Raw genomic sequence first — 23,809 nt, 5'->3', positions numbered from 1 at the left:
GGTTCTCGGACGTTCGTGCAGAACAAGAACAAGGCAACGCTCATCGGCTTCATCGCGATCCTGTTGTGGGCGTCGATCGTGGGCCTGATCCGCGGCGTTAGCGAGAGCTTCGGCGCCACCGGCGGCGCGGCGCTGATCTATACCGTCGCGGCGGTGTTCCTGGTCTTCAGCGTCGGCTTCACCAAGCTGAGCAAGGTGCCGCCGAAATACCTGTTGTGGGGCAGCCTGCTGTTCGTGTCCTACGAGCTGTGCCTCGCGCTGTCCATCGGCTATGCCAACACCGGCCGGCAGGCCATCGAAGTCGGCATGGTCAACTACCTGTGGCCGACCTTCACGCTGATGTCGGCGATCCTGTTCAACAAGCAGAAGGCGAACTTCCTGGTGGTGCCGGGTTTCCTGCTGTCGATGGCGGGCATCTGCTGGGTATTGGGTGGAGACCAAGGGGGCGGCGACCAGGGGCTGGACATCGCCAGCATGATCGCCAACGTCCAGGACAACCCGCTGAGCTATGGGCTGGCCTTTTCGGGCGCGGTGATCTGGGCCGCCTACTGCACCGTGACCGCGCGCATCGCCCAGGGGCACAACTGCGTGACGCTGTTCTTCATCCTCGTCGCGGTCGTGCTGTGGGTCAAATACCTGCTAATGGGCGGCGGCGAGATGGATTTCAACCTGCGCTCGATCATCTATCTCGTGCTGGCCGCGTGTGCGATGGGCTTCGGCTATGCGGCCTGGAACGTCGGCATCCTGCACGGCAACGTGACGATCCTGGCCGGCGCGTCCTATTTCATCCCGGTGCTTTCCGCCGCGCTTGCCGCCGCGCTGCTCAGCGCGCCGCTTTCGTTCGCCTTCTGGCAGGGCGCGGCGATGGTCTGTACCGGCTCGATCCTGTGCTGGCTGGCGACGCGCAGCAAGACCGGAAGTTGACGGGGCCTGCTTCAGTCCTCACGATTTTCCATGGACATACCGGAACAGCGCCGGATGCTGGCGCTGTTCGATCACAAAAGGAAAATGATGCTGCCGAAATTGAAGCACATGCTGCGCCGCCTGATCCGTGCGGCTGCCGTGGCGCTGGCTGCCGCCGGTCTGTTCACGAATGCCCAGGCCGACGATCGTGTCGTCGTGCTGACGAGTTATCCCGAGGCCCTCACGGTCAAGTTCGAGCGCGCCTTCGAGGCGGCCAATCCAGGCATGCGGGTGGAGCTGTTGTGGCGGCAGTCGCGCGACGGGCTGGCCTATCTGCGCGAGGGGGGCTACCGAGAGGTCGATGTGTACTGGACGCCGTCGCCGGGCAACTTCGTCCAGTTGCGCGACGAAGGGCGTCTGGCGAAGCTGGAACTGGACGACCCTGATCTGCCGGGCATGGTCGGCGGCGTGCCGCTGGGTGATCCGGACGATCATTTCGCTGCATTCGAACTGGCCGGTTTCGGCATTGCCTATCACCGCGAAGCCGTGCAGTCCCTCGGGCTGGAGCCGCCGAGGGACTGGGCTGACCTGGCCGTTCCGGCGTATGCCGGTAAAGTGCAGCTGCCAACGCCGGCGCGCACCGGCTTTGCCTCCTCGCTGATCGAAGCGGTACTGCAGGCCCAGGGCTGGGAGCGCGGCTGGGCCCTGCTGAGCGCCATCGCGGGCAACGCGCAACTGGGCAGCGTGCTGGCCGACGGGCCGGACCCCTTGTCCATGGGGCGCATCGCCGCCCGCATGTCGATCGATTTCTTTGCCCGCAACTCGGGCGAGGCGGTGAGCTTCGTCTATCCGCCCAAGACCGCCTACAGTCCGGCGCACGTCGCCATCATGGCGGAGGCGCCGCATCCGGAGGCGGCACGCCGCTTCGTCGATTTCGTGCTGTCGCCCGCCGGGCAGGACTTGCTCTGGCATGCCGACGTGCGCCGTCTCCCGGTGCGCGCTTCGTCCTACGAGGGACACCCCGGGACCACGGCAAAGCCGTTCGCGACCGATGCGCTGGCCTACGACAGCGTGCTGACCGAAAAGCGCAGGGGGCTTGTCGCCGAGCTGTTCGATGCCGTGCTGACGGCGCCCCATGAGGCGCTGCGCGACGCATGGCAGGCCTTGCGCGCGGCCGAGCGGCAAGGTTCAAATGACGCCTGGGTCGGCGAGGCCCGCCGTCTGCTGGAGAGCGTGCCGGTGGATGCCGTGGGCCAGGCCGATGCGGAACTGCGCACGCTGTTCTCGTCGCCCGACAGTACCGCGGAGCGTGCTGCGCTGATCGCGGTCTGGACGGACGACGCCCGCAAGCGCATTGCCCAGGCACGGGAGCTGCTCGCCCAGGTGCAACAGTGAGGCAGTGCCCGGCCGTCATGACGGTGGCAGTCGTGGCGGCCGCGGCGCTCTGCGTGCCCTCCGTGGTCGCGTCGCCTTCGGCCGGCGGTTCGATGACGAGCGATGAGCGCGGGCGGGAGGCCTTCGAGCACATCCAGTGGCCGCAGGTGCCGGAAACCGTCTGGCCGGCGGTGTCGTCCGGCCGGCGGCTGGTGCGCCAGACCTGGGTGATCGCACCCTCGGACGACCCGCTGGCGATCGGCCTGGGGCCGACCTACAACCGGCCGTCGTGCCTGTCCTGCCATCCGCGCAACGGCCGGGGCGAGCCGCCGCCGTCGGAACTCGAGCCGATGCGCTCGATGCTCGTGCGGCTGTCGATCCGTGGCCGCGGCGTGCATGGCGGGCCGAAGCCCGAGCCCTCGTATGGTGAGCAATTCAACGAGTTCGGCGTGCCGGGCGTGCCCGGCGAAGGCGTGGCCGCGCTGAGCTGGGAAACGCATGTCGAAACGCTGGCCGACGGCGAGCAGGTGGAGCTGCGCCGGCCGGTGCTGCATTTCCGCAAGCTGGCGTTCGGGCCGCTGCATCCTGAAACGATGCACTCGCTGCGGATCGCTTCGCCGCTGGTCGGCATGGGGCTGCTGGAAGCGGTGCCGGAAGCCGACATTCTTGCCCTCGCCGAGACGCAGCGCGCAGCCGGCGCTGGCGTGGCCGGGATGCCGAATCGGGTGTTCGACCAACGGGCCGGCCGGACCGTGCTGGGCCGTTTTGGCTGGAAAGCCAATCAGCCCACGGTGCGCCAGCAGATCGCCGCGGCCCTGATCGGCGACATGGGCATCACCAGCGACGTGTTTCCCCGCCATGACTGCCCGCCGGTGCAGGCGGAATGCGCGGCAGTGAGCGCCGAACATCCCGAAGTGTCCACCGCCTCGCTTGACGCGATGACGGCCTATCACTTCGCGCTGGGCGTGCCAGCGCGCCGCGATGCCGCCGATCCCGAAGTGCGACGGGGCGAGCAGGTGTTCGCCGAAGCCGGTTGCGCGGGCTGCCATGTGCCTGAGCTGCAGACCGGCCCCTTCCCGGCGTTCCCCGCGCTTGCAGGGCAGACCATCCAGCCCTACACCGATCTGCTGCTGCACGACATGGGCGAAGAACTCGCCGATGGCCGGCCGGATTACGAGGCCGGGCCGCGGCACTGGCGCACTGCGCCGCTGTGGGGCATCGGCCTGGCCGAGACCGTCGGCGACGGCGCGGTATACCTGCACGACGGCCGCGCCCGCAGCCTGCTGGAGGCGATCCTGTGGCACGGCGGCGAGGCGGCCTCCGCGAGGGAGGTGGTGAGGGCGCTGTCGAGGAGCGAGCGGGAAGCCCTGTTGAGCTTCCTGCGTTCGCTGTAGCGCAAAGGCGGCTGAAGCGGGATCGTGCTCAGCCGCCCACCGCGACGCCGAACAGGTGGCCGATGCCGAAGGTGACGCCGGCCGCAGCCAGGCCGATCGCCAACTGGCGCAGGCCGGAGAGCAGCGGGTACTTGCCGGTGAACACTGCGATTGCCGCGCCCAGCGCGAACAGGCCGGTGGCCGAGGCGATCAGGCTGGCGAGCACCAGATTGTCGTCGCTGACCAGGAACATCGGCAGCGCCGGGATCAGGGCGCCGACGATGAACACCAGGAAGGACGAGACCGCGGCGGCCATCGGCGAGCCGCCGAGGTCGTCCGGGTTGATGCCCAGCTCCTCGCGCACCAGGGTCTCCAGCGCCGAATCCTTGTCCTTGATCACCCGTTCGGCGATCTGGGCTGCTTCCTCGGCGCTGAATCCCTTGGCCTGGTAGATCAGCGTCAGTTCTTCCTGCTCCTCGGCGGGGACTTCGGCCAGCTCTTCGGCTTCGCTGGCGATCTGCCTTTCCTGCAGTTCGCGCGCGCTCTGGACCGAGATCCATTCGCCCATCGCCATCGAACAGGCGCCGGCCAGCGTGCCGGCGAGCGCGGTGGCGAGCAGGGTCTGCACGCTGGCGGCCGAGCCGGCCACGCCCATCAGCAGGCAGAAGGTCGATACCAGGCCGTCGTTGGCGCCGAGCACCATCGCCCGCAGGTTGTTGGCGGCGCCCGCGCCGTGGCGGCCTTCCAGGCGCGAATAGACCGCACCGTTCCAGCCGCGGCCGGAACGGCTGGCCAGCAGCGACAGCATGCGTGCGTGCGAGCGTTCCTGCGCCGGCAGCGAAGTGCCGGCCGCTTCCTGCTGCCTGTCGTACACCGTGCGGTTGCGCGCTTCGTCGTCGGCCACCAGTGGCAGCACGCTCTGCGCGCCGAACTGGCGGCTGGCCCAGATCAGCAGCCGCGTGCGCCAGCCGAGGCCTCTGGGCACCTGGCCGCCGGCTTGTTCGATCCGCCGCCGCCAGAATTCGGCGTGGGTTTCCTCGACCCGCGCCAACCGCCGATAAACTTCGGCAATCTCCGCCTTGGGTTCGGCGTCCGCCATCGCCCGGTACAGGGCCGCGCCGTCCATCTCATCCCGGTAATTGGTGATGAAGCGCGCCACGTCCTGTCTGCCTGCCATCGTTTGCTGCTCCTTGCTGACACCTTGTCCGACACATGATGCATCACTGCGGCATGCCTGCGCGACTGCCCGGAGGACCGAGCGGGCCGGGGGCAGGGTGCTGCCGTGGCTGGGACCGTGATGGCAGAATGCTGCCTTTGCCTGCCGGGCCTGCTTTGCTCCGGCATCTTCATCATCCTTCATGTCCTCGATTACTGCATCCCGCCCCGTCGCCATGCTCTGCCTGGCATCGAGCATGGCGCTCGTCGGCAGCTACGTCGCGCTGAGCAAGCCGCTGGCGGCGACGTTTCCGGTTCTGCTGCTGGCCTGGCTGCGCTTCGGCATCGGCGGGGTCGCGATGCTGGGCTGGCTGAAGCGCCCGGTCGATGAGGAGCCGATGAGCGCTCAGACCCGCCGTCTGCTGTTCCTGGAATCCTTCCTCGGCAACTTCCTGTTCACCATCTGCATGATCACTGGCGTCAGCCTGACCAATGCGCTGACCGCCGGCGTGGTGATGGCCTCGATCCCCGCCGTCATCGCGCTGATGAGCTGGAGCTTCCTCAAAGAGCGCATCGGCTTGCGCACCTGGCTGGCGATCGGCTGCGCGGTGCTGGGGATTGCCTTGCTGGCGGTGGCCGGGCATGGCGGTGAAGCCGGCGCGGCAGCAAGCGAGGACGGCGGCGGACGTGCGCTGCTGGGCAAGGCCTTGCTGCTGGCGGCGGTGGTCTGCGAAGCCTCCTACGCGGTGATCGGCAAGAAGCTCACCGGCAAGCTCAGCGCCAAGCGCATCACTTCCCTGATCAACCTGTGGGGCTTCGTGCTGACGACGCCTTTCGGCCTCTACCTTGCACTGGGTTTCGACTTCGGTGCCGTCACGGCCGATGTCTGGGTGCTGCTGCTGTTCTACGCGCTGGCCGCCTGCATGTGGACGGTGTGGCTGTGGATGACCGGGCTGAAGACCATTCCCGCCGCGCAGAGCGGTGTCTTCACCGTGATGCTGCCGATTTCCGCCGCCCTGGTCGGCGTGCTGGCGCTGGGTGAAACGCTCGACGGCACCCAGTTGCTTGCACTCGGCATCGCCATATTGGGGATGCTGCTCGCCACGCTGCCGACTCGCTGGCTGCGAGGGCAGTGATGCTGGCATAGTCTGCCCATGCCCCGCCTTATCCTCCTGAACAAACCCTATGGCGTGCTGTGCCAGTTCTCCGGCGAGCCCGGACAGGCCACGTTGAAGGACCATGTGCCGATACCCGGCGTCTATGCTGCCGGCCGGCTCGATGCCGACAGCGAAGGCCTGCTGCTGCTGACCGACGACGGCGCCTTGCAGCACCGCATCGCCGATCCGCGCCACAAGCAGCCCAAGACTTATCTGGTGCAGGTCGAGGGCGAGCCCGACGAGGCGGCACTGGCGCGCTTGCGTACCGGGCTGGATCTGGGCGATTTCCATACCCGGCCCTGCGATGCACGCCGGGTGGCCGAACCGGAGTGGCTGTGGCCGCGCAACCCGCCGGTGCGTTTCCGCAAGACGGTACCGACCTCCTGGCTGGAGATCGTGCTGCGTGAAGGCAAGAACCGGCAGGTGCGGCGGATGACGGCGAAGGTCGGTTTTCCGACTCTGCGGCTGATCCGCGTGGCGATCGGGCTGTGGCAGCTGGACGGCCTGCAGCCGGGAGAATGGCGGGAGGTGGTCGTGCCGGGGCTGCCTGCGGTGGGCAGGACGGGAAGGGCGGGGCGAACTGCCGGGAAAACCGTCGCCAGGGGGCCGGCGGAGCCGGCACGAAGGGAGAGTGGCGCAGCGGGAGGTGGGACGGCGCGCACGGCGGCGCCGCGTTCGCAGTCCGGCGCTGGCGCGGGTAAGATGCGTCGCGCTGGCAAGGGCCCAGGCAAAGGAGTGAAGGGATGATGCGGATGGCGGTTTTCGGGAGGGCAGCGCTGGCAGCCGGTATGGCTTTGCCGTCGGGCGCCGTGCTGGCGGATGCGGCGATGCCGTTGGTCGAATTGGGTGCCGGCATGTACCGGATCGAGGCCGAAGTCGCCCACACGCCGCAGATGCGCCAGCTTGGCCTGATGAACCGCAAGGCCATGCCGGTGCAGCACGGCATGGTGTTCGTATTCACCCAGGACGCGACCCATTGCATGTGGATGAAGAACACCTTCCTGCCGCTGTCGGTGGCCTTCATCGACGCGCAGGGCAGGATCCTCAACATCGAGGACATGCAGCCGCACACGGAGGACAACCATTGTGCCGCTGCGCCGGCGCGCTTTGCGCTGGAGATGAACCTGGGCTGGTTCCGCGAACGCGGCATCAAGCCGGGCGATACCTTGCGCGGCTTCGACCGCCTGCCCTCGGGGCTTTGATCCGGCGTTGATGTCGGTATCGGAAAGGGACGAATAGCGGCCCTTTACCGCCTTTTTTCGGCCGGCAGATCTTGCCGGCTGCAGCCGATAATCCGCACATGTCGCCTCGCGCCCGCGCCCTTTGCCGCGCGGCGGGGCGGACATGGAGCCGGCCGTGGCCGAAGAAAGCGATCTCGAGAAAACAGAAGCCCCCTCACCGCGACGGCTGGAACAGGCGCGCGAGGAAGGCCAGGTCCCGCAGTCGCGGGAACTGTCGACTTTCCTCGTCACCATTACCGGCGTGCTGTCGCTGTGGCTGCTCGGCGGCTGGATGGCCGAGCGCATGCTCGCGGTGGTGCGCACCGGCTTCGCCTTCGAACGCGAGACGGTATTCGATGCTGCGCTGATGCTCGAGGTGCTGCGCGGCCAGTTGAGCGGTGCGCTGCTGATGCTGATGCCGCTGTTCCTGACGCTGCTGATTGCTGCGGTCGTGGCGCCGGTCGTGCTCGGCGGATTGAACTTCGCGCCCAAGGCGCTGGGGCCCAACTTCGGCCGCATGAACCCGATCAAGGGCCTGGGGCGGATGTTCTCGGCGCACGGCCTGATGGAGATGGTGAAGGCGATCCTGAAGTCGCTGATCATCGGCGGCGTGGCGTCGATGGTGCTGTGGTCGAACAAGGATCACCTGCTCGACCTGATGGTGACGCCGGTCGAGGCCGGCATGGCGGACTTTGCCGGCACGGTGATCTTCGCCGCGGTGCTGATCGCCGCCAGCCTCGGGCTGCTGGCGCTGATGGACGTTCCTTTCCAGCTCTGGCAGTACCACAAGAAACTGCGCATGAGCAAGGAAGAGGTCAAGCGCGAGAGCAAGGAGCAGGAGGGCGATCCGCAGATCAAGGGCCGCATCCGCGCCATGCAGCGCGAGATGGCGCGCCGCCGCATGATGTCCGAAGTGCCCAATGCCGACGTCGTGGTGACCAACCCGACGCATTTCTCGGTGGCGCTGAAGTACGACGCCGAGCGCATGGGCGCGCCGGTGGTGGTGGCCAAGGGCCGGGGCGAACTGGCGCTGAAGATCCGCGAGATCGCCCGCGACAGCGAGGTGCCGCTGCTCGAGGCGCCGCCGCTGGCGCGTGCGCTGTACAAGCATTGCGAACTGGAGCAGGCGATTCCCGCCGCGCTGTACACCGCGGTGGCCGAGGTCATGGCCTACGTCTACCAGCTCGACGCCTGGATGAAGCAGGGCGGCCTGCAGCCCGAGGTACCGGCCGATCTGCCGGTGCCCGAGAGCATGGATCCCGGCGCCGCAGAAGAATGAATGCCGGAACGAACATCGGAACGAGTCACTGAGCGATGGCCCTGAACACCACCCTGAACCTGCGCGCGCTGCTGACCCCGGCCAACCTGCGCCCGCTCGCCGCGCCGATCCTGATCATCATGGTGCTGGCCATGATGGTGCTGCCGCTGCCGGTCTTCCTGCTCGACGTGTTCTTCACCTTCAACATCGCGATCTCGATCATGGTGATGCTGGTGGCGATGTATTCGAGAAAGCCGCTGGACTTCTCGGTGTTCCCCACCGTACTGCTGGTGACGACGCTGCTGCGGCTGTCGCTGAACGTAGCGTCAACCCGGATCGTGCTGCTCGAAGGCCATGGCGGGCCGGATGCGGCGGGCAAGGTCATCGAGGCCTTCAGCAGCTTCCTGGTCGGCGGCAACACCGCGGTCGGCATCGTCGTCTTCGTGATCCTCACCGTGATCAACTTCGTCGTCATCACCAAGGGCGCGGGCCGTATCGCCGAGGTGTCGGCGCGCTTCACCCTGGACGCGATGCCCGGCAAGCAGATGGCGATCGACGCCGACCTCAACGCCGGCCTGATCGACGAGAAAACGGCCAAGGCCAGGCGCAAGGAGATCGCGCAGGAAGCCGACTTCTACGGCGCGATGGACGGTGCCTCCAAGTTCGTCCGCGGCGACGCCATCGCCGGCATCATCATTCTGGTGATCAATATCATCGGCGGCCTGTTCGTCGGCGTCATGCAGCACGACATGGCGGTCGGCGACGCGGCCCATACCTACACGCTGCTGACCATCGGCGACGGCCTGGTGGCGCAGATTCCGGCGCTGATCATCTCGGTGGCGGCCGGTCTGGTGGTGTCGCGGGTCGGCGACGACGGCGACATCGGCGGCCTCGTGATCGGCCAGCTGTTCTCCAATCCGCAGGTGATGACCTTGGCGGCGGGCATCATCGGCGTGCTCGGCCTGATCCCCGGCATGCCCAACCTCGTCTTCCTGCTGCTGGCCGGTTCGCTCGGCAGCCTGGCCTGGATGCGGCGCAAGCGCATGATCGAGGATTTGGCCGTGGAGGCGGAGCCCGAAGCCGCGGCGCAGGCAGCGATGCCCCAGCCCGAATCCCAGGAGGCAAGCTGGAACGACGTATCGCAGGTCGATGTGCTTGGCCTGGAGGTCGGCTACCGCCTGATCCCGATGGTCAACAAGGGCCAGGACGGCGAACTGCTCAAGCGCATCCGCGGCCTGCGCAAGAAGTTCGCCCAGGAAGTCGGTTTCCTTTCTTCGCCGGTGCATATCCGCGACAACCTGGAGCTCAAGCCCAACGCCTACCGCATCGCGCTGAAGGGCGTTGAAGTGGGGGCGGGAGAGGCTTACCCCGGGCAACTGCTGGCGATCAATCCCGGCCACGTGACGGGACCGATCCAGGGCCGCGAGACGACCGATCCGGCCTTCGGCCTGCCGGCGTTCTGGATCGATTCGGGCGCGCGCGAGCAGGCGCATGCACTGGGCTACACAGTGGTCGACGCCAGCACCGTGGTCGCCACCCATCTCAACCACGTCATCCTCAACCATGCCGCCGAACTGCTCGGCCGCCAGGAAACCCAGGCGCTGCTCGATCACGTCGGCAAGGATGCGCCCAAGCTCATCGAAGACCTCGTGCCCAAGCTGCTGCCGGTCGGCACCGTTCAGCGGGTGCTGCAGAACCTGCTGGAAGAAGGCGTCAACATCCGCGACATGCGCAGCATCATCGAAGTGCTGGCCGAGCAGGCGGCGCGCACGCAGGATCCGGTGCAGCTCACGGTCAAGGTGCGCGAGGCGCTGGGCCGCGCGATCATCCAGGGCCTGTTCCCCGGCAATGCCGAGCTCAATGTCATGGCACTGGAACCTGGCCTGGAGCGCATCCTGATGCAGGCCATGAGCGCAGGCGGCGAGGGCGGCGCGATCGAGCCCGGCCTTGCCGACACGCTGCTGCGCCAGACCGCGCAGATCGCCCAGCGCCAGGAAGACATCGGCCTGCCGCCGGTGTTGCTGGTGCCTTCGCAGCTGCGCATGCTGCTGTCGCGCTTCCTGCGCCGTGCCGTGCCTTCGCTGAAGGTGATCTCCAACAACGAAGTGCCCGAATCCCGCACCATCCGCGTCACTGCAATGATCGGGCAGAACGGCTGACGGCCTCCCCGCCGAACATCGAATAAGCGGAGGAAACGCGGTTTATTCGACCCAAGGAATAGATGCGTGACTCGGGATAATCCTCCTCAAGCTGCGGCCAAAGTCCGGCTGCCTGGAGAAACACCATGAACGTCAAACGCTACTTTGCCCCCACCGCCCGCGAAGCGCTCCGCGAGCTGAAGGAAGAGCTCGGCCCCGATGCGATCGTGCTGTCGAACCGCGCCGTCGATGGTGGCGTGGAGATCCTGGCGCTGCCGGGCGAGGCTGTTGGCGCACTTCAGATGGCCAGGCGCACGGCTGCCGCCGGGAAGACTGCGGCAGCGGCAAAGCCCGCCGACAGGACGGCAGCGCCCGAGCCTTTCACTCAACCGGCTCCGCGGGCACTCGCACCCGAGGCGGCCGAGGATGATTTCCATGTCAGCCTGTCCGCGCTGGCGGCGAATGCAGCGCGCAATGCGGCGCGGCCGGCTGTTGCTGCATCACCGCAGCCCGTCATCAGGCCGTTCTCGCCGCCGCGGATCGAGACGGCTGACTTCGCCATGCGCAGCCGCCCTGCACCGGCTTCGGCTCCCGCGCCGGCCGACGATTCCGCCGGCATCCGCATGCGGGAGCTGCAGGAAACCAATGCCCGGCTGATGGAAGAGCTGTCGGGTATCCGCGGCATGATCGAGCGCCAGCTCGCCGGCTTCGCCTGGGGCGAGACCCGCCGCCAGGCGCCGGCCCGCGCAGCGCTGATGGGAGAGCTGCTCGAAGCCGGCTTTTCCGCTGCCACGGCACGCAAGCTGTCCGAAGCCGTGCCCGAGGAGGCGAGCAGGGGCGAGGCGCGCGATGGCGCAGGGGCGATGCTCGACCGCATGATGCGCGCCCATGCTTCGGACGACGATGTGATCGACCGGGGAGGCGTGTTCGCGCTGGTGGGGCCGACCGGCGTCGGCAAGACCACCACGACGGCCAAGCTCGCTGCGCGCTGCGTGGTGCGCCACGGCGCCAGCCGGCTGGCGATGATCACCACCGATGGCTATCGCATCGGCGCGCAGGAACAACTGCGCATCTACGGCCGCATCCTGGGCGTGCCAGTGTTCTCGGTGCGCGATGCCGCAGATCTGCGCCAGACCCTGGCCGGCCTGGGCAACAAGCACATGGTGCTGATCGACACCATGGGCATGAGCCAGCGGGACCGCATGGTGGCCGAACAGGCGGCGATGCTGAGCGGTGCCGGCAATGTCCGCCGCCTGCTGCTGCTGAACGCCACTGCGCGTGGCGACACGCTGGACGACGTCGTGCGCGCCTATGCCGGCGACGATCTGGCGGGCTGCATCTTCACCAAGGTGGATGAAGCTGCTTCCCTGGCGCCCGCACTCGACGTCGCCGTGCGCCACCGGCTCGAGATCCGCTACCTCACCAACGGCCAACGGGTGCCGGAAGACCTGCATCTGCCCAACCGGGCCTACCTGCTGCATCGTGCCCTGCGTGGGCTGGGCGCCGAGTCGCCCTGGCATCTGGATGCCAATGAGACGGGAATGCTGCTGGCCGCAGCAGGAGGAGCCTGAAATGCTGGACAGACGCGAAGACCAGGCGGCGGGGCTCAGGCGCCTGTTCCGCCGCGTGCCGCCCCAGGTGCTGGCGCTTTATGCCTGCGGCCGCCGCCGAACGCACAACGCAGTGCTGGCCGCGCATCGCATTGCCGGCCATGCAGAGCGGGTGCTGATCCTGGACGAGGTAGAAGGCGAGGCTGGGCTGGCCGCGGTCTTGCGCCAGCCGTCTGGCCCCGATCTGCTGCAACTGCTCGACGGCCGTACCACGCTGGCCGATGTGCTGCAGCCTTCGCCGGGCCTGCTCGGCCGGGTACCGGCAGTGGCTGCCGCACTGGCACTGCCTCTGCTGGACGAAGCGCGCCGTGCCTGCCTGGTGGAAGCACTGCGCATCCTGCACCGCCATGCCAGCTTCGTACTGGTGCATGCCGACGGCGAAACGGCTGCCGAGCCTTCACCTTTCGCCGCCGCCGCGCCGCGCCGCCTGTTGGTGGTGGAGGCGACTGCGAGCGGCGCCACCGAGGCTTACCGGACCGTCAAGGCACTGGCAGCGGCCGGTGCCGGCTCGGCCCATGTCGCGGTCTGCCGTGCGCGCGGCCGTGACGATGCCGAACGCTTCTTCGCCAGCCTGAATGCCCTGGTCCGGCGCCACGTCGGGCTGCCGCTGGAATGGCTGGGCGAAGTGGAACACGATGACCTGACGACCGCACTGTCGCGTTTCGATGCCGCTGCGGCGACGCGTGCGGCCAGCGCTGCCTTCATGCGCGACATCGAGGCGGCAGGCCGGACGAAGTCCCTGCGGAATGCCTGACCATGAGAGGCGGTGTGATGCATCCCGCTGGTAATGCCTGTGACAGTGCGGGAGAATGCCGGCAGCCCTCTTCCAATCCAGGTATGCCGGCCGGATCGCGCCGCAGAAAAATACAGGCCCAATGGATGTACGACGCCCAAGGTAATCTCGACAAGGCCCATCTGGTCGAAGCCTATGCGCCTCTGGTCAAGCGCATCGCCTACCAGCTCATGGCCAGGCTGCCGGCCAGCGTCGAAGTCGACGACCTGATCCAGAACGGCATGATGGGCCTGCTCGATGCGATCGGCCGCTACGAGGATGGGCTCGGCGCACAGTTCGAAACCTATGCAGTGCAGCGCATCCGCGGCGCCATGCTCGATGGCCTGCGGGAGGCCGACTGGCTGCCGCGCAGTCTTCGGCGTGACATGCGGCGAATCGAGTCCGCCATCCACATGCTCGAGCAGGAGTACGGGCGGGCTCCGACCGAAACCGAACTGGCGGAATCGCTTGGTGTGCCGCTGGCCGAGTACCAGCACATGCTGCAGGAGGCGCGTGGGCACCAACTGGTTTATTTCGAGGATTTCGGCCACGACCAGGACGATGATTTCCTTGAGCGCCATCTCGCCCAGCAGGACAGCAATCCGCTGGATCTGCTGGAAGATGCCGACATGCGCCGGCGGCTGGTGTCGGCGATCGAGGTGCTGCCAGAACGCGAGCAGATGGTGATGGCGCTGTATTACGACGAGGAACTGAACCTGCGCGAGATCGGCGCCGTGCTCGGCGTCACCGAGTCGCGGGTCTGCCAGCTCCACAGCCAGGCGGTGGCGCGGCTGCGCTCGTCGGTGTTCTGTGGCGACGCGCCGGCGGCCGCGCGGCGAGGCCGGCCGCCCAAGAAGCAGCAGGCGTGATGACAACTTCCGGACCGCGCCATGGATAGGATCAGCGTCTTCGGCCTCGTGCTGGGACTTGCCGCGATCGTCGGCGGGCAGGTGCTCGAAGGCGGCCATGTGTCCTCGCTGCTGCAGCCGACGGCCTTCTTCATCGTCATCGGCGGTACGCTGGGCGCAGTGATGCTGCAGAGCCCGCTGCGCACCTTCGTTGACGGCATGCGCATGGTGCGCTGGGTGTTCGTGCCGCCGGTGACCAATCCTTCGCGCATCATCGATCAGGTCGCCGGCTGGAGCCAGGTTGCGCGAAAGGACGGCCTGCTGGTGCTCGAGAACCATATCGGCAGCCTGCCGGACCCCTTCATGCGCAAGGGCCTGCAGCTGCTGGTCGATGGCGTCGATCCGGTGCGCCTGCGCGAAGTGCTCGAGGTGGAGATCGACGCCTGGGAGGCCAAGCTGCGGCAATCGACGCGGATCTGGGAGGCGGCCGGAGGTTATGCTCCCACCATCGGCATCCTCGGCGCGGTGATGGGGCTGATCCACGTCATGGAGAACCTGTCCGATCCGTCGCGGCTGGGCGCGGGCATCGCCGTCGCCTTCGTCGCCACCATCTACGGCGTGGGCTTCGCCAACCTGGTGTTCCTGCCGATCGCCAAGAAGCTGTCGGCGCAGATCGGTGTGCTGGTGACGCAGCGCGAGATGTTCGTCGACGGCATCGTCGGCATCGCCAACGGCGAGAACCCGCGCATCATCGCCAGCCGCATGCAGGGCTACGTGGTCTAGCCGCAGGCCATGGCGCGCAGACGCAGACGGCCGGAAGAACGCGACAACCACGAGCGCTGGCTCGTGTCCTACGCTGACTTCATCACGTTGCTGTTCGCCTTCTTCGTCGTGATGTATTCGCTGTCCTCGATCAACGAGGGCAAGTACCGCGTCGTGTCGGATTCGATCGTCCAGGCCTTCCGCAATCTCAGCATCACCGAGCGGGGCGAGCAGTTCATCGTGCCGCCGGTGGCGATGGCGCCGGTGGTGCGGCCGGCGCCGCCGGCAAGCTCGGACCTGCAGGAAGCCAGCGATGCCCGCCGCAAGCAGACCAGCGCGCAGATGCGCAGCATGGCCGACGACATCCGCCGCGCGCTGGGCGGGATGTCGAAGACCGGCGAAGTCAATGTCTCCGACGGTGCTTTCGGCATCAGCATCGACATCAACGCCGCGCTGCTGTTCGCCCCCGGCGACGCCGCTTTGAGCGTGCCTGCGACCGAGGCCTTGCGCATGGTGGCACAGGTGCTGACGGCCTCCATCTTCCCGATCACCATCGAAGGCCATACCGACAGCGCACCGATCGCTTCCGCGCGCTTTCCGTCGAACTGGGAGCTGTCCGCCGTGCGTGCTTCGAGCGTCGCGCGCCTGTTCGTCGACAGCGGTGTGCTGCCCGGCCGCCTGAGCGTCGCCGGCTACGCCGATCAGCGTCCGGTGGCGGACAACGCCAGCGAGGAGGGCAGGGGCCGAAACCGCCGCGTCACCATCCTGCTTGAGGCGCGCGACGTCGAACCGACGCCTGTCGGACCGACGCGCATGTCGCCCGACGACCCGATCCGCTCGATCCTGCCGGGAGAGGCCGCAGCCAATGCCGGGGCGGTTGATACCGAAGCAACGCCTCCTGCGCCTACGGGTGCCGAAGCGAAAGCGGCACCCTCCAACTGAAGCTTCTCAGCGCATCCGTTCCGGCTTCACTTTCGGCGTCAGCGGTGCGCCCTTGCGTGCGCGGCGGTGGCGCAGCGGCTCGCGCTGGGCAGGTTTCAGCTCGATGGTGACGGCCTTGCCGCCACGGCCCGTGCCTTCGACCGCAAGTACGGCGTCGTCGGTCGGCACGGCGACCGCGGCCAGCGCTTCGCCTTCGTCCAGCGCCATCACGATCACACCTCGGCCGCCGCTCTGGGTTTTCATCTCCGGGCGGGGGAAGACCAGCAGGCGGCCGTTCTCCGACGCCGCGGCGATCCAGTCGCCGTGAGCCTTGGCCGGCGTCAGCACCTTCTCGCCCTTTTCCAGGCTCATGAAGGCCTTGCCGGCGCGCTGGCGGCTGGTGGCGTCGCCGACGCTGCACAGGAAGCCGTAGCCGCCGCTGTTGGCGAACAGCCAGACCGTCTCGGGTGCGTCGCTGACGACCTGGGCCAGCTTGCCGCCGTCCTGGAACTCGACCAGGGTGGTGATCGGCACGCCGTCACCGCGCCCGCTGGGCAGGTCGGAGACCTTGACGGTGTAGGCGCGGCCGTTGCTGTCGATGACGATCAGCGGCCAGGTGCTGCGCGTCTCGATCACGACGAAGCCGAAGTCGCCGGCCTTGTAGCCGATGCCGGCGGGGTCGATGCCGTGGCCCTGGCGCGAGCGCACCCAGCCGTTCTTCGACACGATGACGGTGACGGGCTCGTCGGGCACCGAGATCTCGGCGGGCGCCACGGCGGCGACGGCTTCGACCAGGGTGCGGCGGTCGTCGCCGTATTTCTTCGCGTCGGCCTGGATTTCCTTCAGGATCAGGCGGGTCATCGCCGCGCGGCTGTCGAGGATGTGCTGCAGGCCGTCGCGCTCGTCGCGCAGTTCGGCCAGCTCCTTCTCGATCTTGAAGCCTTCCAGGCGCGCGAGCTGGCGCAGGCGGATTTCCAGGATGTCCTCGGCCTGGATTTCGGACAGGCCGAAGGCGGCGATCAGCGCCGGCTTGGGTTCGTCCGACTCGCGGATCACGCGGATCACTTCCTCGATGTGCAGGAAGGCGATCATGCGGCCTTCGAGGATGTGGATGCGGCGGTCAACCTCGTCCAGGCGGTGGCGGGTGCGGCGTTCGACGGTGACGTAGCGGAAGTCGATCCATTCCTGCAGGATCTGCACCAGGTTCTTCTGCTGCGGCCGGCCATCGCGGCCGATCATCGTCATGTTGACCGAGGCCGAGGTCTCCAGGCTGGTGTGAGCCAGCAGCACCGCCATGAACTCGTCGCGGCTCTGGCGGCTGGACTTGGGTTCCAGCACGATGCGCACCGGCGCCTTGTCGCTGGATTCGTCGCGCACGGTGTCGAGCACGCCGAGCACGAGCTGCTTGAGGTTCTTCTGCTCCTGCGAGACATCCTTCTTGCCGGCGCGCGGCTGCGGGTTGGTCAGGGTCTCGATCTCGGACAGCACCTGCGCGGCCGACACGCCGTGCGGCAGCTCCTCGACGATCACCCGCCACTGGTTGCGGGCCAGTTCCTCGATCTTCCAGCGCGCGCGCAGGCGCAGGCTGCCGCGGCCGGAAGCGTAGGCGTCGCGGATCGCCTCGGGCGAGGAAATGAGCTGGCCGCCTCCGGGAAAGTCCGGGCCGGGGATGATGCCAAGCACCTCGTCGAGCGTCGCTTCGGGGTTGCGGATCAGGTGGCAGGCGGCGTCGGCGACTTCGCGCAGGTTGTGCGGCGGGATCTCGGTCGCCATGCCGACGGCGATGCCGGAGGCGCCGTTGAGCAGCACGAAGGGCAGGCGGGCCGGCAGCAGCTTCGGCTCCTCGAAGGCGCCGTCGTAGTTGGGGACGAAATCCACTGTGCCGCGGTCGATCTCGGACAGCAGCAGCTCGGCGATCGGCGTCAGGCGGCATTCGGTGTAGCGCATCGCCGCGGCGGAGTCGCCGTCGCGCGAACCGAAGTTGCCCTGGCCGTCGACCAGCGGATAACGCAGCGAGAAATCCTGCGCCACGCGCACCATCGCGTCGTAGACGCTGCTGTCGCCGTGCGGGTGGTATTTGCCGATCACGTCGCCGACCACGCGCGCCGACTTCACGTGCTTGGAGCCGGGCGACAGCCGCATCTCGTTCATCGCGTACAGGATGCGGCGCTGCACCGGTTTCAGGCCGTCCTCGACCTGCGGCAGCGCGCGCGACTTCACCACGCTCATGGCGTAGGCGAGGTAGGCGCGCTCGGCATAGCGGTCGAGCGCCAGGGTGCCGTCGTCCTCTTCTGCCGGTTCAGGTGCGGCGGGCGGGGCAGGGGGGGGCGTCAGGCCGGCACCGGCAGGTGCGTCAGTTGGCGGCAAAGCTGCGGGAGTATCGGGCTTGGCTGTTGCTGCATTGGCGTCGGCAGACGGTTCAGGGGTGCCGAACAGGTCGGAAGTGTCGTTGCTCATCGATCCAGGCGGCCCCGGACGCCGGGGCGCTGATGCTGCGAAAAGGGGGGCGATCTTACCCCGAGTGCGTGACGGGATGCGAATCGCCGGGCAGATTTGGCGGGAGTTGAGATTCCGGTTCGACGAGGCCGAACGGGAAAGGGGGATGGCCTGGACACATGAGCCGTTCGCCCATCTGGCGGCAGGCGACTGTGTCCTGTAGCATAGCCCCCTACACTATATTTCAGCCGGAGCCGGCCATGTCGCACACCATCCGCCAGAAGGAAAAACTGATCGCCCGCATCCGGCGGATCAAGGGGCAGCTCGATGGTGTCGAGCGGGCGCTGGAGGCGGAGGCCTCGTGCGGTGAAGTCCTGCGGCAGCTTGCATCGGCGCGCGGTGCGCTGACCGGGCTGACTGCGGAAGTGATGGAAGGCCACCTGCACGAGCATGTCATCGAGCCTGAAACCGAGGATGAACGCCGTGCGGGTGGGCAGGAGATGATCGACGTGATCCGGACCTACCTGAAATGAGCGCGCATCCGAATGCCGCTGCGGCAGATTTCCAGCCGTCGCACGAGCACGTCTTTCTTGGCGAAGACCACCATCGCAACGAGCGCCGGGTGTGGTTGGTGATCGCACTGACGGCCGTCATGATGGTGGCGGAAATCGTGGCCGGGACCGTTTACGGCTCGATGGCCCTGGTCGCCGATGGCTGGCACATGTCCACCCATGCCGGCGCCTTGCTGATCACGGCGCTGGCTTATTCCTATGCCCGCCGCCATGCGCGCAATGCCCGCTTCACCTTCGGCACCGGCAAGCTGGGCGACCTCGCCGGTTTCGCCAGCGCGGTGGTATTGGCGCTGGTCGCGCTGCTGGTCGGCTGGGAGAGCCTGTTGCGGCTGGCCGACCCGGTGCCGATCAGCTTCAACCAGGCGATCCTGGTCGCGGTGCTCGGCCTGGTCGTCAATCTGGCGTCGGCCTGGCTGCTTAAGGACGATCACGCGCATCACCACCACGGACATGGCCATGCGCATCACCATGACGACGGGCACGGCCATCACCATGCACATGCGTCCGACAACAACCTGCGCGCAGCCTACATGCATGTGCTGGCCGACGCGCTGACTTCGGTACTGGCCATCGTCGCGCTGCTGCTCGGCCGCAGCTACGGCTGGCTCTGGGCCGACCCGCTGATGGGCGTGGTTGGCGCGCTGGTCATCGGCCGCTGGTCATGGGGACTGATCCGCGACGCGGGCAGCGTGCTGCTGGACGCGGTGCCCGAAGGGGAGGAGGTGCGCGAGGAAATCAGGGAAGCGCTCGCGCCCACCGGCGACAGGATCACCGACATCCACGTCTGGCAGGTCGGGCCAGGGCATTTCGCGGCGATCGTCTCGCTTGCCTCGGTGGCGCCGAAGGAAGTGCAGGCCTATAAGGCTATGCTCACCCATATCCATGAACTGTCGCATGTGACGCTGGAGGCGGAGCGCTTGCCGGCCGTTTGATTGAGTCGGCTGATGTGAGCCGTGCCGGGGCAGCGCTCCAGCCTTGCCGTTTGCGAGCCTGCGATGGTCCGGCTTGTGATTTGCGCCAGGCTGGCGTAAAAATGGCGTAAATAATTTTATGGCGCCAGATGCACATGCCGAGCCTTCCGTCCGATCCCCAGCTTCGCGCCATTGTCGATGCTGTTCGCAGCTTGCCCGATGGCGGGGGCATCGAGGCCGTCATGGCTGCACTGCCGGATGTGCCTCCACGCCGCACGCTGCAGCGCCGGCTTGCTCAACTGGTGGAGTGTGGCGCTCTGCGGGCGGAAGGCCAGCGCAAGGGGCGTCGCTATTTCGCGCCCAGGAGCGCCAGCGGCCTGGATTTGCCGGGTGCCTATGTATTTGCCGGGACCAGAATGCAGCCGCTTCGCGTGAGCGAAACCGGGGAGACGGAGATTCCGCTGTCGCCTGCTGCGCTCGAAATCGAAGCTGCCGTGCGGCAAACACCTGGCAGGCGCCGGCCGGTCGGGTATCGGCGTGAATTTCTCGATGCCTACCTACCCAACCGGACCTTCTATCTGCCGCCGGCAATACGCGAGGAACTGCGTGCTGCCGGCAGAGGAGGGGCGGCGGGCCATTCGACCGAGGCCGAGGCGCCTGCGGGAACCTATGCGCGCAAGCTCTACGACCGCTTGCTCATCGATCTGTCGTGGAATTCCAGCCGCCTGGAAGGCAATACCTATTCACTGCTGGAAACGGAACGCCTGCTGGCTGTGGGCATGGCGGCGGAAGGCAAGGGGGATCTCGAGGCGCAGATGATCCTGAACCACAAAGAGGCGATCGAGTTTCTCGTCGAAGGTGCGGCGGATGTCGGATTCGACCGCTATACCATCCTGAACCTGCATGCGCTGCTTTCCGACAACCTGCTGGGCGACCCGCTGGCCTGTGGGCGCTTGCGCTCGCATGCGGTCGGCGTGGGCGGTACGGTGTTCCGCCCGCTGCAGGGGCCGCAACTGATCGAGGAATGTTTCGACCAGGTGCTGCATACCGCCGCTGCCATCGACGATCCGTTCGAGCAAGCCTTCTTCGTGATGGTGCATCTGCCGTATCTGCAACCTTTCGAGGACGTGAATAAGCGGGTGTCACGGCTCGCGGCCAATATTCCCTTGATTCGGCAGGATCTCTGCCCCCTGTCCTTCGTCGATGTGCCGCAGCGGACGTACGTGAACGCCATGCTCGGCATCTACGAACTCAACCGTGTCGAACTGCTGCGCGAGGTGTTCGTCTGGGCCTACAAGCGTTCCTGCGCGCGTTATTCCGCCGTGCGCCAGTCGCTGGGCGAGCCCGATCCTTTCCGTCTGCTCCATCGCGGACTGCTGCGCGAGATCGTGGCGGAGGTCGTGCGGGAAGGCCTGAACAAGCCGGCAGCCATTGCCCACGTTCGCCGCCGCGCAATGGAGAAGGTGGTGGAAGCTGAGCGCCCGCGTTTCATCGAAATCGTCGAAACCGAATTGATGAGCCTGCACGAAGGCAACATCGCCCGCTATCGCATCAGGCCTGGCGAATATGGGCTATGGCAGCAGGCTTGGCGCTGAGCCTGGGCCATCATGATGCGGCTGGCCACGGCGCAGGCGGCTCATGCAGCAGCGGTTCGGCCCAGTTCTCGGTCACGAGTCCGCCGATGCGGGCGAATTCGCGGGTGTTGTTGGTGACCAGGATGCAGTTCAGCGCGAGGGCGTGGGCAGCGATCTGGGTATCGAGCGGGCCGATTGGCGCACCGTTGCGTTCGAGTTCGGCGCGCAGGGCAGCGTATTTCCACATTGCGCTGTCGTCGAAAGGGGCGATGTCGAGCGGCAGCAGGAAGCTTTCCAGCGCCGCGCGGTTGCGTGTGGAGCCGCTCTTGGCGACGCCATAAGCCAGTTCGCAGGCGGTGATCACCGAGATGCCGATGTCGCCGATTGCGTGGGCTTCGAAGCGGTGGCGGACGTGGGCCGGGCGGTGGTTGATGAGATGGATGCAGATGTTGGTATCGAGCATGTACCTCATGGCGCGATCGCCTCGCGTTGCTGTTGCTCCGGCTGCTCGCGCACCAGTTCGAAGCCGGGCTCGAATTGGTCGAGCGCGTCGAACAGGGTGCGCCAGCCGTGGCGCGGCAGCAGCACGACGGCGTCGCCGACGCGCTTGATCATCACTTCATCGCCGTCGAAACGGTATTCCTTGGGCAGGCGAACGGCCTGGCTGCGGCCGTTGATGAAGAGCTTGGCGGTGTCCATAGTCTTTTTCCTGCTGGAGTCTGATGGATATCATGAGTATATACCATCGATCCGGGCAGGCAAGATTCGCCTCCGGGCGGAGGCGGGATTCAGATGTCTGCTTCGACGCTGTCGCCCTTTTCCTCCATCCACGCCCGCCGGCCTGAGGCTTCGCCCTTGCCCATCAGCAGCGTGAACATCTTCAGGGTGTCCTGCAGTGCGCCGCCGCGCACCTTGACCGGCAGCACGCGGCGGGTGGCGGGGTCCATGGTGGTTTCGCGCAGCTGATCGGGGTTCATTTCGCCCAGGCCCTTGAAGCGGCCGATCTCGATGGCGTCGGGGCGGAAGCCTTCCTGCTCCAGGCGGTCGCGGATGGCGGTGAGCTCGCCTTCGTCCAGCGCGTACAGCCGGCGCGGCGGGCGCTTTTTGCCCTGGGCGGGGACGTCGACGCGGTACAGCGGCGGCTGCGCCACATAGACGTGGCCGCTTTCGATCAGCTTGGGGAAGTGGCGGAAGAACAGGGTCAGCAGCAGGGTCTGGATGTGGGCGCCGTCAACGTCGGCGTCGGACATGATGACGACCTTGCCGTAGCGCAGGCCGGAAAGGTCGACCACGCTGTCGGCCTTGTGTGCGTCTACGCCCAGCGCGACGGCGATGTCGTGGATCTCGGCATTGGCGAACAGGCGGTCGGGATCGATTTCCCACGAGTTCTGCACCTTGCCGCGCAGCGGCAGGATGGCCTGGATCTCCTTGTTGCGCGCCATCTTGGCCGAACCGCCGGCGGAGTCGCCTTCGACCAGGAAGAGCTCGTTGTCGGTGATGTCCTCGGATTCGCAGTCCGACAGCTTGCCCGGCAGCACGGCGACGCCCGAGGTCTTCTTCTTCTCGACCTTCTGCGCGCTCTTCTGCCGCGCCAGGGCCTGCTTGATCGACAGTTCGGCGATGGCCTTGCCGGCGTCAACGTGGTTGTTGAGCCAGATTTCGAAGGGGTCGCGCAACTGGCTGGAGACGAGCTTGACCGCTTCGCGCGAGTTGAGCTTTTCCTTCACCTGGCCCTGGAACTGCGGGTCGAGCAGGCGGGCCGACAGCACGAAACTCATGCGCCCGCAGACGTCTTCCTGCTGCAGCTTGACGCCGCGCGGCAGCAGGGTGTGATGGTCGATGAAGGATTTCATCGCCTCGAACACGCCGGCGCGCAGGCCGGATTCGTGGGTGCCGCCATTGACGGTCGGGATCAGGTTGACGTAGGACTCGCTCGGCACGGTGGATTCGAACCAGGCCAGCGCCCAGGCCGCGCCTTCGCCGGGGGCGAAGCTGCTGTCGTCCTTGCCGGCGTATTTTTCCGCGGTGAAGATCGGTGCGACGGCCTCGACGTCGCCGGCAAGCTCCTTCAGGTAGCCGGCCAGGCCTTCGGGGTAGGTCCAGGTCTTGGACTGCATGCCGCCGCCGGCCTGCTCGACGTCGAGCCGCACCGACACGCCGGACAGCAGCACGGCCTTGGAGCGCAGCAGGCGTTCGAGTTCGTGCATCGGCACGCGAGGCGATTCGAAGTATTTCGCGTCCGGCCACACGCGCACGCGGGTGCCGGTCTGGCGGCCGCAGTCGCCTTCGATGCGGACGGCGCCGATGTCCTCGCCGCCGTTGGCGAAGTCGATGCGGTGGATCTTGCCGTCGCGCTTGATCTCGACCTCGATGCGGGTCGACAGCGCGTTGGTAACCGACACGCCGACGCCGTGCAGGCCGCCCGAGAAGGCGTAGGCCGAGTTGCCTTCGCGCTTGTCGAACTTGCCGCCGGCGTGCAGCCGGGTATAGGCCAGCACCACCACCGGCACGCCTTCCTCCGGATGCAGGCCGACGGGGATGCCGCGGCCGTCGTCGGCCACGGTGACCGAGCCGTCCAGGTGCAGGCTGACGTGGATCTTCTTCGCGAAGCCGGCCAGCGCCTCGTCAGCGGCGTTGTCGATGACTTCCTGGATGATGTGCGTCGGGCTGTCGGTGCGGGTGTACATGCCGGGGCGCTCGCGCACCGGCTCCAGCCCTTTCAGGACGCGGAAGGAGGATTCGTCGTATTGCTTGGGGGTGTCTTGCTTGCCAGCCATGCTGCGGGCCCGTCGGGTTTCACGAAGGGTGCAAGGATAGCAGAGCCC

The 23,809-nt window shown here is 67.1% G+C and carries 21 protein-coding genes; 16 read left to right on the top strand and 5 right to left on the bottom strand.

The features are described 5' to 3' along the window. Positions 1 to 15 precede the first annotated feature (15 nt). From yddG to QM748_RS07935, 3 genes are read left to right on the top strand one after another with little or no spacing between them, the layout of a single operon-like run. Positions 16 to 924, top strand: coding sequence for an aromatic amino acid DMT transporter YddG (yddG, locus tag QM748_RS07945; protein WP_415246462.1), 909 nt, complete (start codon positions 16 to 18; stop codon positions 922 to 924). Between the two features lie 30 nt (positions 925 to 954). Then, positions 955 to 2,298: an ABC transporter substrate-binding protein gene (locus QM748_RS07940; RefSeq protein ID WP_415246461.1), complete on the top strand. Its 1,344-nt coding sequence runs from the start codon at positions 955 to 957 to the stop codon at positions 2,296 to 2,298. A gap of 17 nt (positions 2,299 to 2,315) precedes the next feature. Then, positions 2,316 to 3,671 (top strand): di-heme oxidoredictase family protein, encoded by a 1,356-nt coding sequence (locus QM748_RS07935; RefSeq protein ID WP_415246460.1) that lies wholly within the window; start codon positions 2,316 to 2,318, stop codon positions 3,669 to 3,671. A 28-nt stretch (positions 3,672 to 3,699) separates the two neighbouring features. On the opposite strand, the gene QM748_RS07930 is transcribed toward QM748_RS07935, so the two are convergent. Further along, the gene (locus QM748_RS07930) at positions 3,700 to 4,827 is read right to left on the bottom strand and encodes a VIT1/CCC1 transporter family protein (RefSeq protein WP_415246459.1); all 1,128 of its coding nucleotides are present in this window, start codon (positions 4,825 to 4,827) and stop codon (positions 3,700 to 3,702) included. 181 nt (positions 4,828 to 5,008) lie between these two features. On the opposite strand from QM748_RS07930, the gene QM748_RS07925 reads away from it, so the two are divergent. From QM748_RS07925 to motD, 10 genes are all read left to right on the top strand, one after another. Continuing rightward, a complete protein-coding gene (locus tag QM748_RS07925; RefSeq protein WP_415246458.1) occupies positions 5,009 to 5,941 on the top strand; it encodes a DMT family transporter in 933 nt (310 codons plus the stop codon). Positions 5,942 to 5,959: 18 nt separating this feature from the next. Then, a complete protein-coding gene (locus QM748_RS07920; RefSeq protein ID WP_415246457.1) occupies positions 5,960 to 6,709 on the top strand; it encodes an rRNA large subunit pseudouridine synthase E in 750 nt (249 codons plus the stop codon). Positions 6,710 to 6,750: 41 nt separating this feature from the next. Then, the gene (locus tag QM748_RS07915) at positions 6,751 to 7,164 is read left to right on the top strand and encodes a DUF192 domain-containing protein (RefSeq protein WP_415246456.1); all 414 of its coding nucleotides are present in this window, start codon (positions 6,751 to 6,753) and stop codon (positions 7,162 to 7,164) included. Between the two features lie 154 nt (positions 7,165 to 7,318). Continuing rightward, positions 7,319 to 8,461 carry a flagellar biosynthesis protein FlhB gene (gene flhB, locus QM748_RS07910; protein WP_415246455.1) on the top strand — a complete coding sequence of 381 codons (1,143 nt, stop codon included), beginning with the start codon at positions 7,319 to 7,321 and terminating at the stop codon, positions 8,459 to 8,461. Between the two features lie 35 nt (positions 8,462 to 8,496). Beyond that, positions 8,497 to 10,599: a flagellar biosynthesis protein FlhA gene (flhA, locus tag QM748_RS07905; RefSeq protein ID WP_415246454.1), complete on the top strand. Its 2,103-nt coding sequence runs from the start codon at positions 8,497 to 8,499 to the stop codon at positions 10,597 to 10,599. Positions 10,600 to 10,724: 125 nt separating this feature from the next. Further along, complete coding sequence (flhF, locus tag QM748_RS07900; RefSeq protein ID WP_415246453.1) at positions 10,725 to 12,149, top strand: flagellar biosynthesis protein FlhF; 1,425 nt, start codon at positions 10,725 to 10,727, stop codon at positions 12,147 to 12,149. A gap of 1 nt (position 12,150) precedes the next feature. Next, complete coding sequence (locus QM748_RS07895) at positions 12,151 to 12,942, top strand: MinD/ParA family ATP-binding protein (protein WP_415246452.1); 792 nt, start codon at positions 12,151 to 12,153, stop codon at positions 12,940 to 12,942. Positions 12,943 to 13,067: 125 nt separating this feature from the next. Further along, positions 13,068 to 13,829 (top strand): RNA polymerase sigma factor FliA, encoded by a 762-nt coding sequence (locus QM748_RS07890; RefSeq protein ID WP_415246451.1) that lies wholly within the window; start codon positions 13,068 to 13,070, stop codon positions 13,827 to 13,829. Positions 13,830 to 13,850: 21 nt separating this feature from the next. Further along, on the top strand, positions 13,851 to 14,591 hold the full coding sequence (locus tag QM748_RS07885; protein WP_415246450.1) for a flagellar motor protein: 741 nt from the start codon (positions 13,851 to 13,853) through the stop codon (positions 14,589 to 14,591). A 9-nt stretch (positions 14,592 to 14,600) separates the two neighbouring features. Next, on the top strand, positions 14,601 to 15,512 hold the full coding sequence (gene motD / locus QM748_RS07880) for a flagellar motor protein MotD (protein ID WP_415246449.1): 912 nt from the start codon (positions 14,601 to 14,603) through the stop codon (positions 15,510 to 15,512). Positions 15,513 to 15,518: 6 nt separating this feature from the next. Here motD and parC read toward each other — a convergent pair whose 3' ends face one another. After that, positions 15,519 to 17,948, bottom strand: a complete 2,430-nt coding sequence (parC, locus tag QM748_RS07875) for a DNA topoisomerase IV subunit A (protein ID WP_415246448.1) — start codon at positions 17,946 to 17,948, stop codon at positions 15,519 to 15,521. Positions 17,949 to 18,187: 239 nt separating this feature from the next. Here parC and QM748_RS07870 point away from each other — a divergent pair, with 239 nt between their 5' ends. The 3 genes from QM748_RS07870 to QM748_RS07860 all read left to right on the top strand — a co-directional run bounded on the left by QM748_RS07870 (position 18,188) and on the right by QM748_RS07860 (position 21,005). Continuing rightward, entirely contained in the window at positions 18,188 to 18,460 is a 273-nt protein-coding gene (locus QM748_RS07870) for a metal/formaldehyde-sensitive transcriptional repressor (protein ID WP_415246447.1), read from the top strand. Beyond that, positions 18,457 to 19,431: a CDF family Co(II)/Ni(II) efflux transporter DmeF gene (gene dmeF / locus QM748_RS07865; protein ID WP_415246446.1), complete on the top strand. Its 975-nt coding sequence runs from the start codon at positions 18,457 to 18,459 to the stop codon at positions 19,429 to 19,431. The genes QM748_RS07870 and dmeF overlap by 4 nt, the downstream gene beginning before the upstream one ends. Before the next feature lie 221 nt (positions 19,432 to 19,652). Next, positions 19,653 to 21,005, top strand: a complete 1,353-nt coding sequence (locus QM748_RS07860) for a Fic family protein (protein WP_415246445.1) — start codon at positions 19,653 to 19,655, stop codon at positions 21,003 to 21,005. Positions 21,006 to 21,015: 10 nt separating this feature from the next. Here the strand turns inward: QM748_RS07860 and vapC are convergent, their stop codons facing one another. The 3 genes from vapC to QM748_RS07845 form a co-directional block, all read right to left on the bottom strand. Beyond that, a complete protein-coding gene (vapC, locus tag QM748_RS07855) occupies positions 21,016 to 21,456 on the bottom strand; it encodes a type II toxin-antitoxin system tRNA(fMet)-specific endonuclease VapC (RefSeq protein WP_415246444.1) in 441 nt (146 codons plus the stop codon). Further along, entirely contained in the window at positions 21,453 to 21,683 is a 231-nt protein-coding gene (locus QM748_RS07850; protein WP_263460135.1) for an antitoxin, read from the bottom strand. Before QM748_RS07850 ends, vapC begins: the two co-directional genes overlap by 4 nt. Positions 21,684 to 21,772: 89 nt before the next feature. Further along, positions 21,773 to 23,761: a DNA topoisomerase IV subunit B gene (locus tag QM748_RS07845; protein ID WP_415246443.1), complete on the bottom strand. Its 1,989-nt coding sequence runs from the start codon at positions 23,759 to 23,761 to the stop codon at positions 21,773 to 21,775. Positions 23,762 to 23,809: the final 48 nt, after the last annotated feature.

It is taken from the genome of Thauera sp. (assembly GCF_047601425.1).
Taxonomy (GTDB): domain Bacteria; phylum Pseudomonadota; class Gammaproteobacteria; order Burkholderiales; family Rhodocyclaceae; genus Thauera.
The sequence above is the reverse complement of the archived record's forward strand: the minus strand, read 5'-3'. Positions and strand labels throughout refer to the sequence as shown.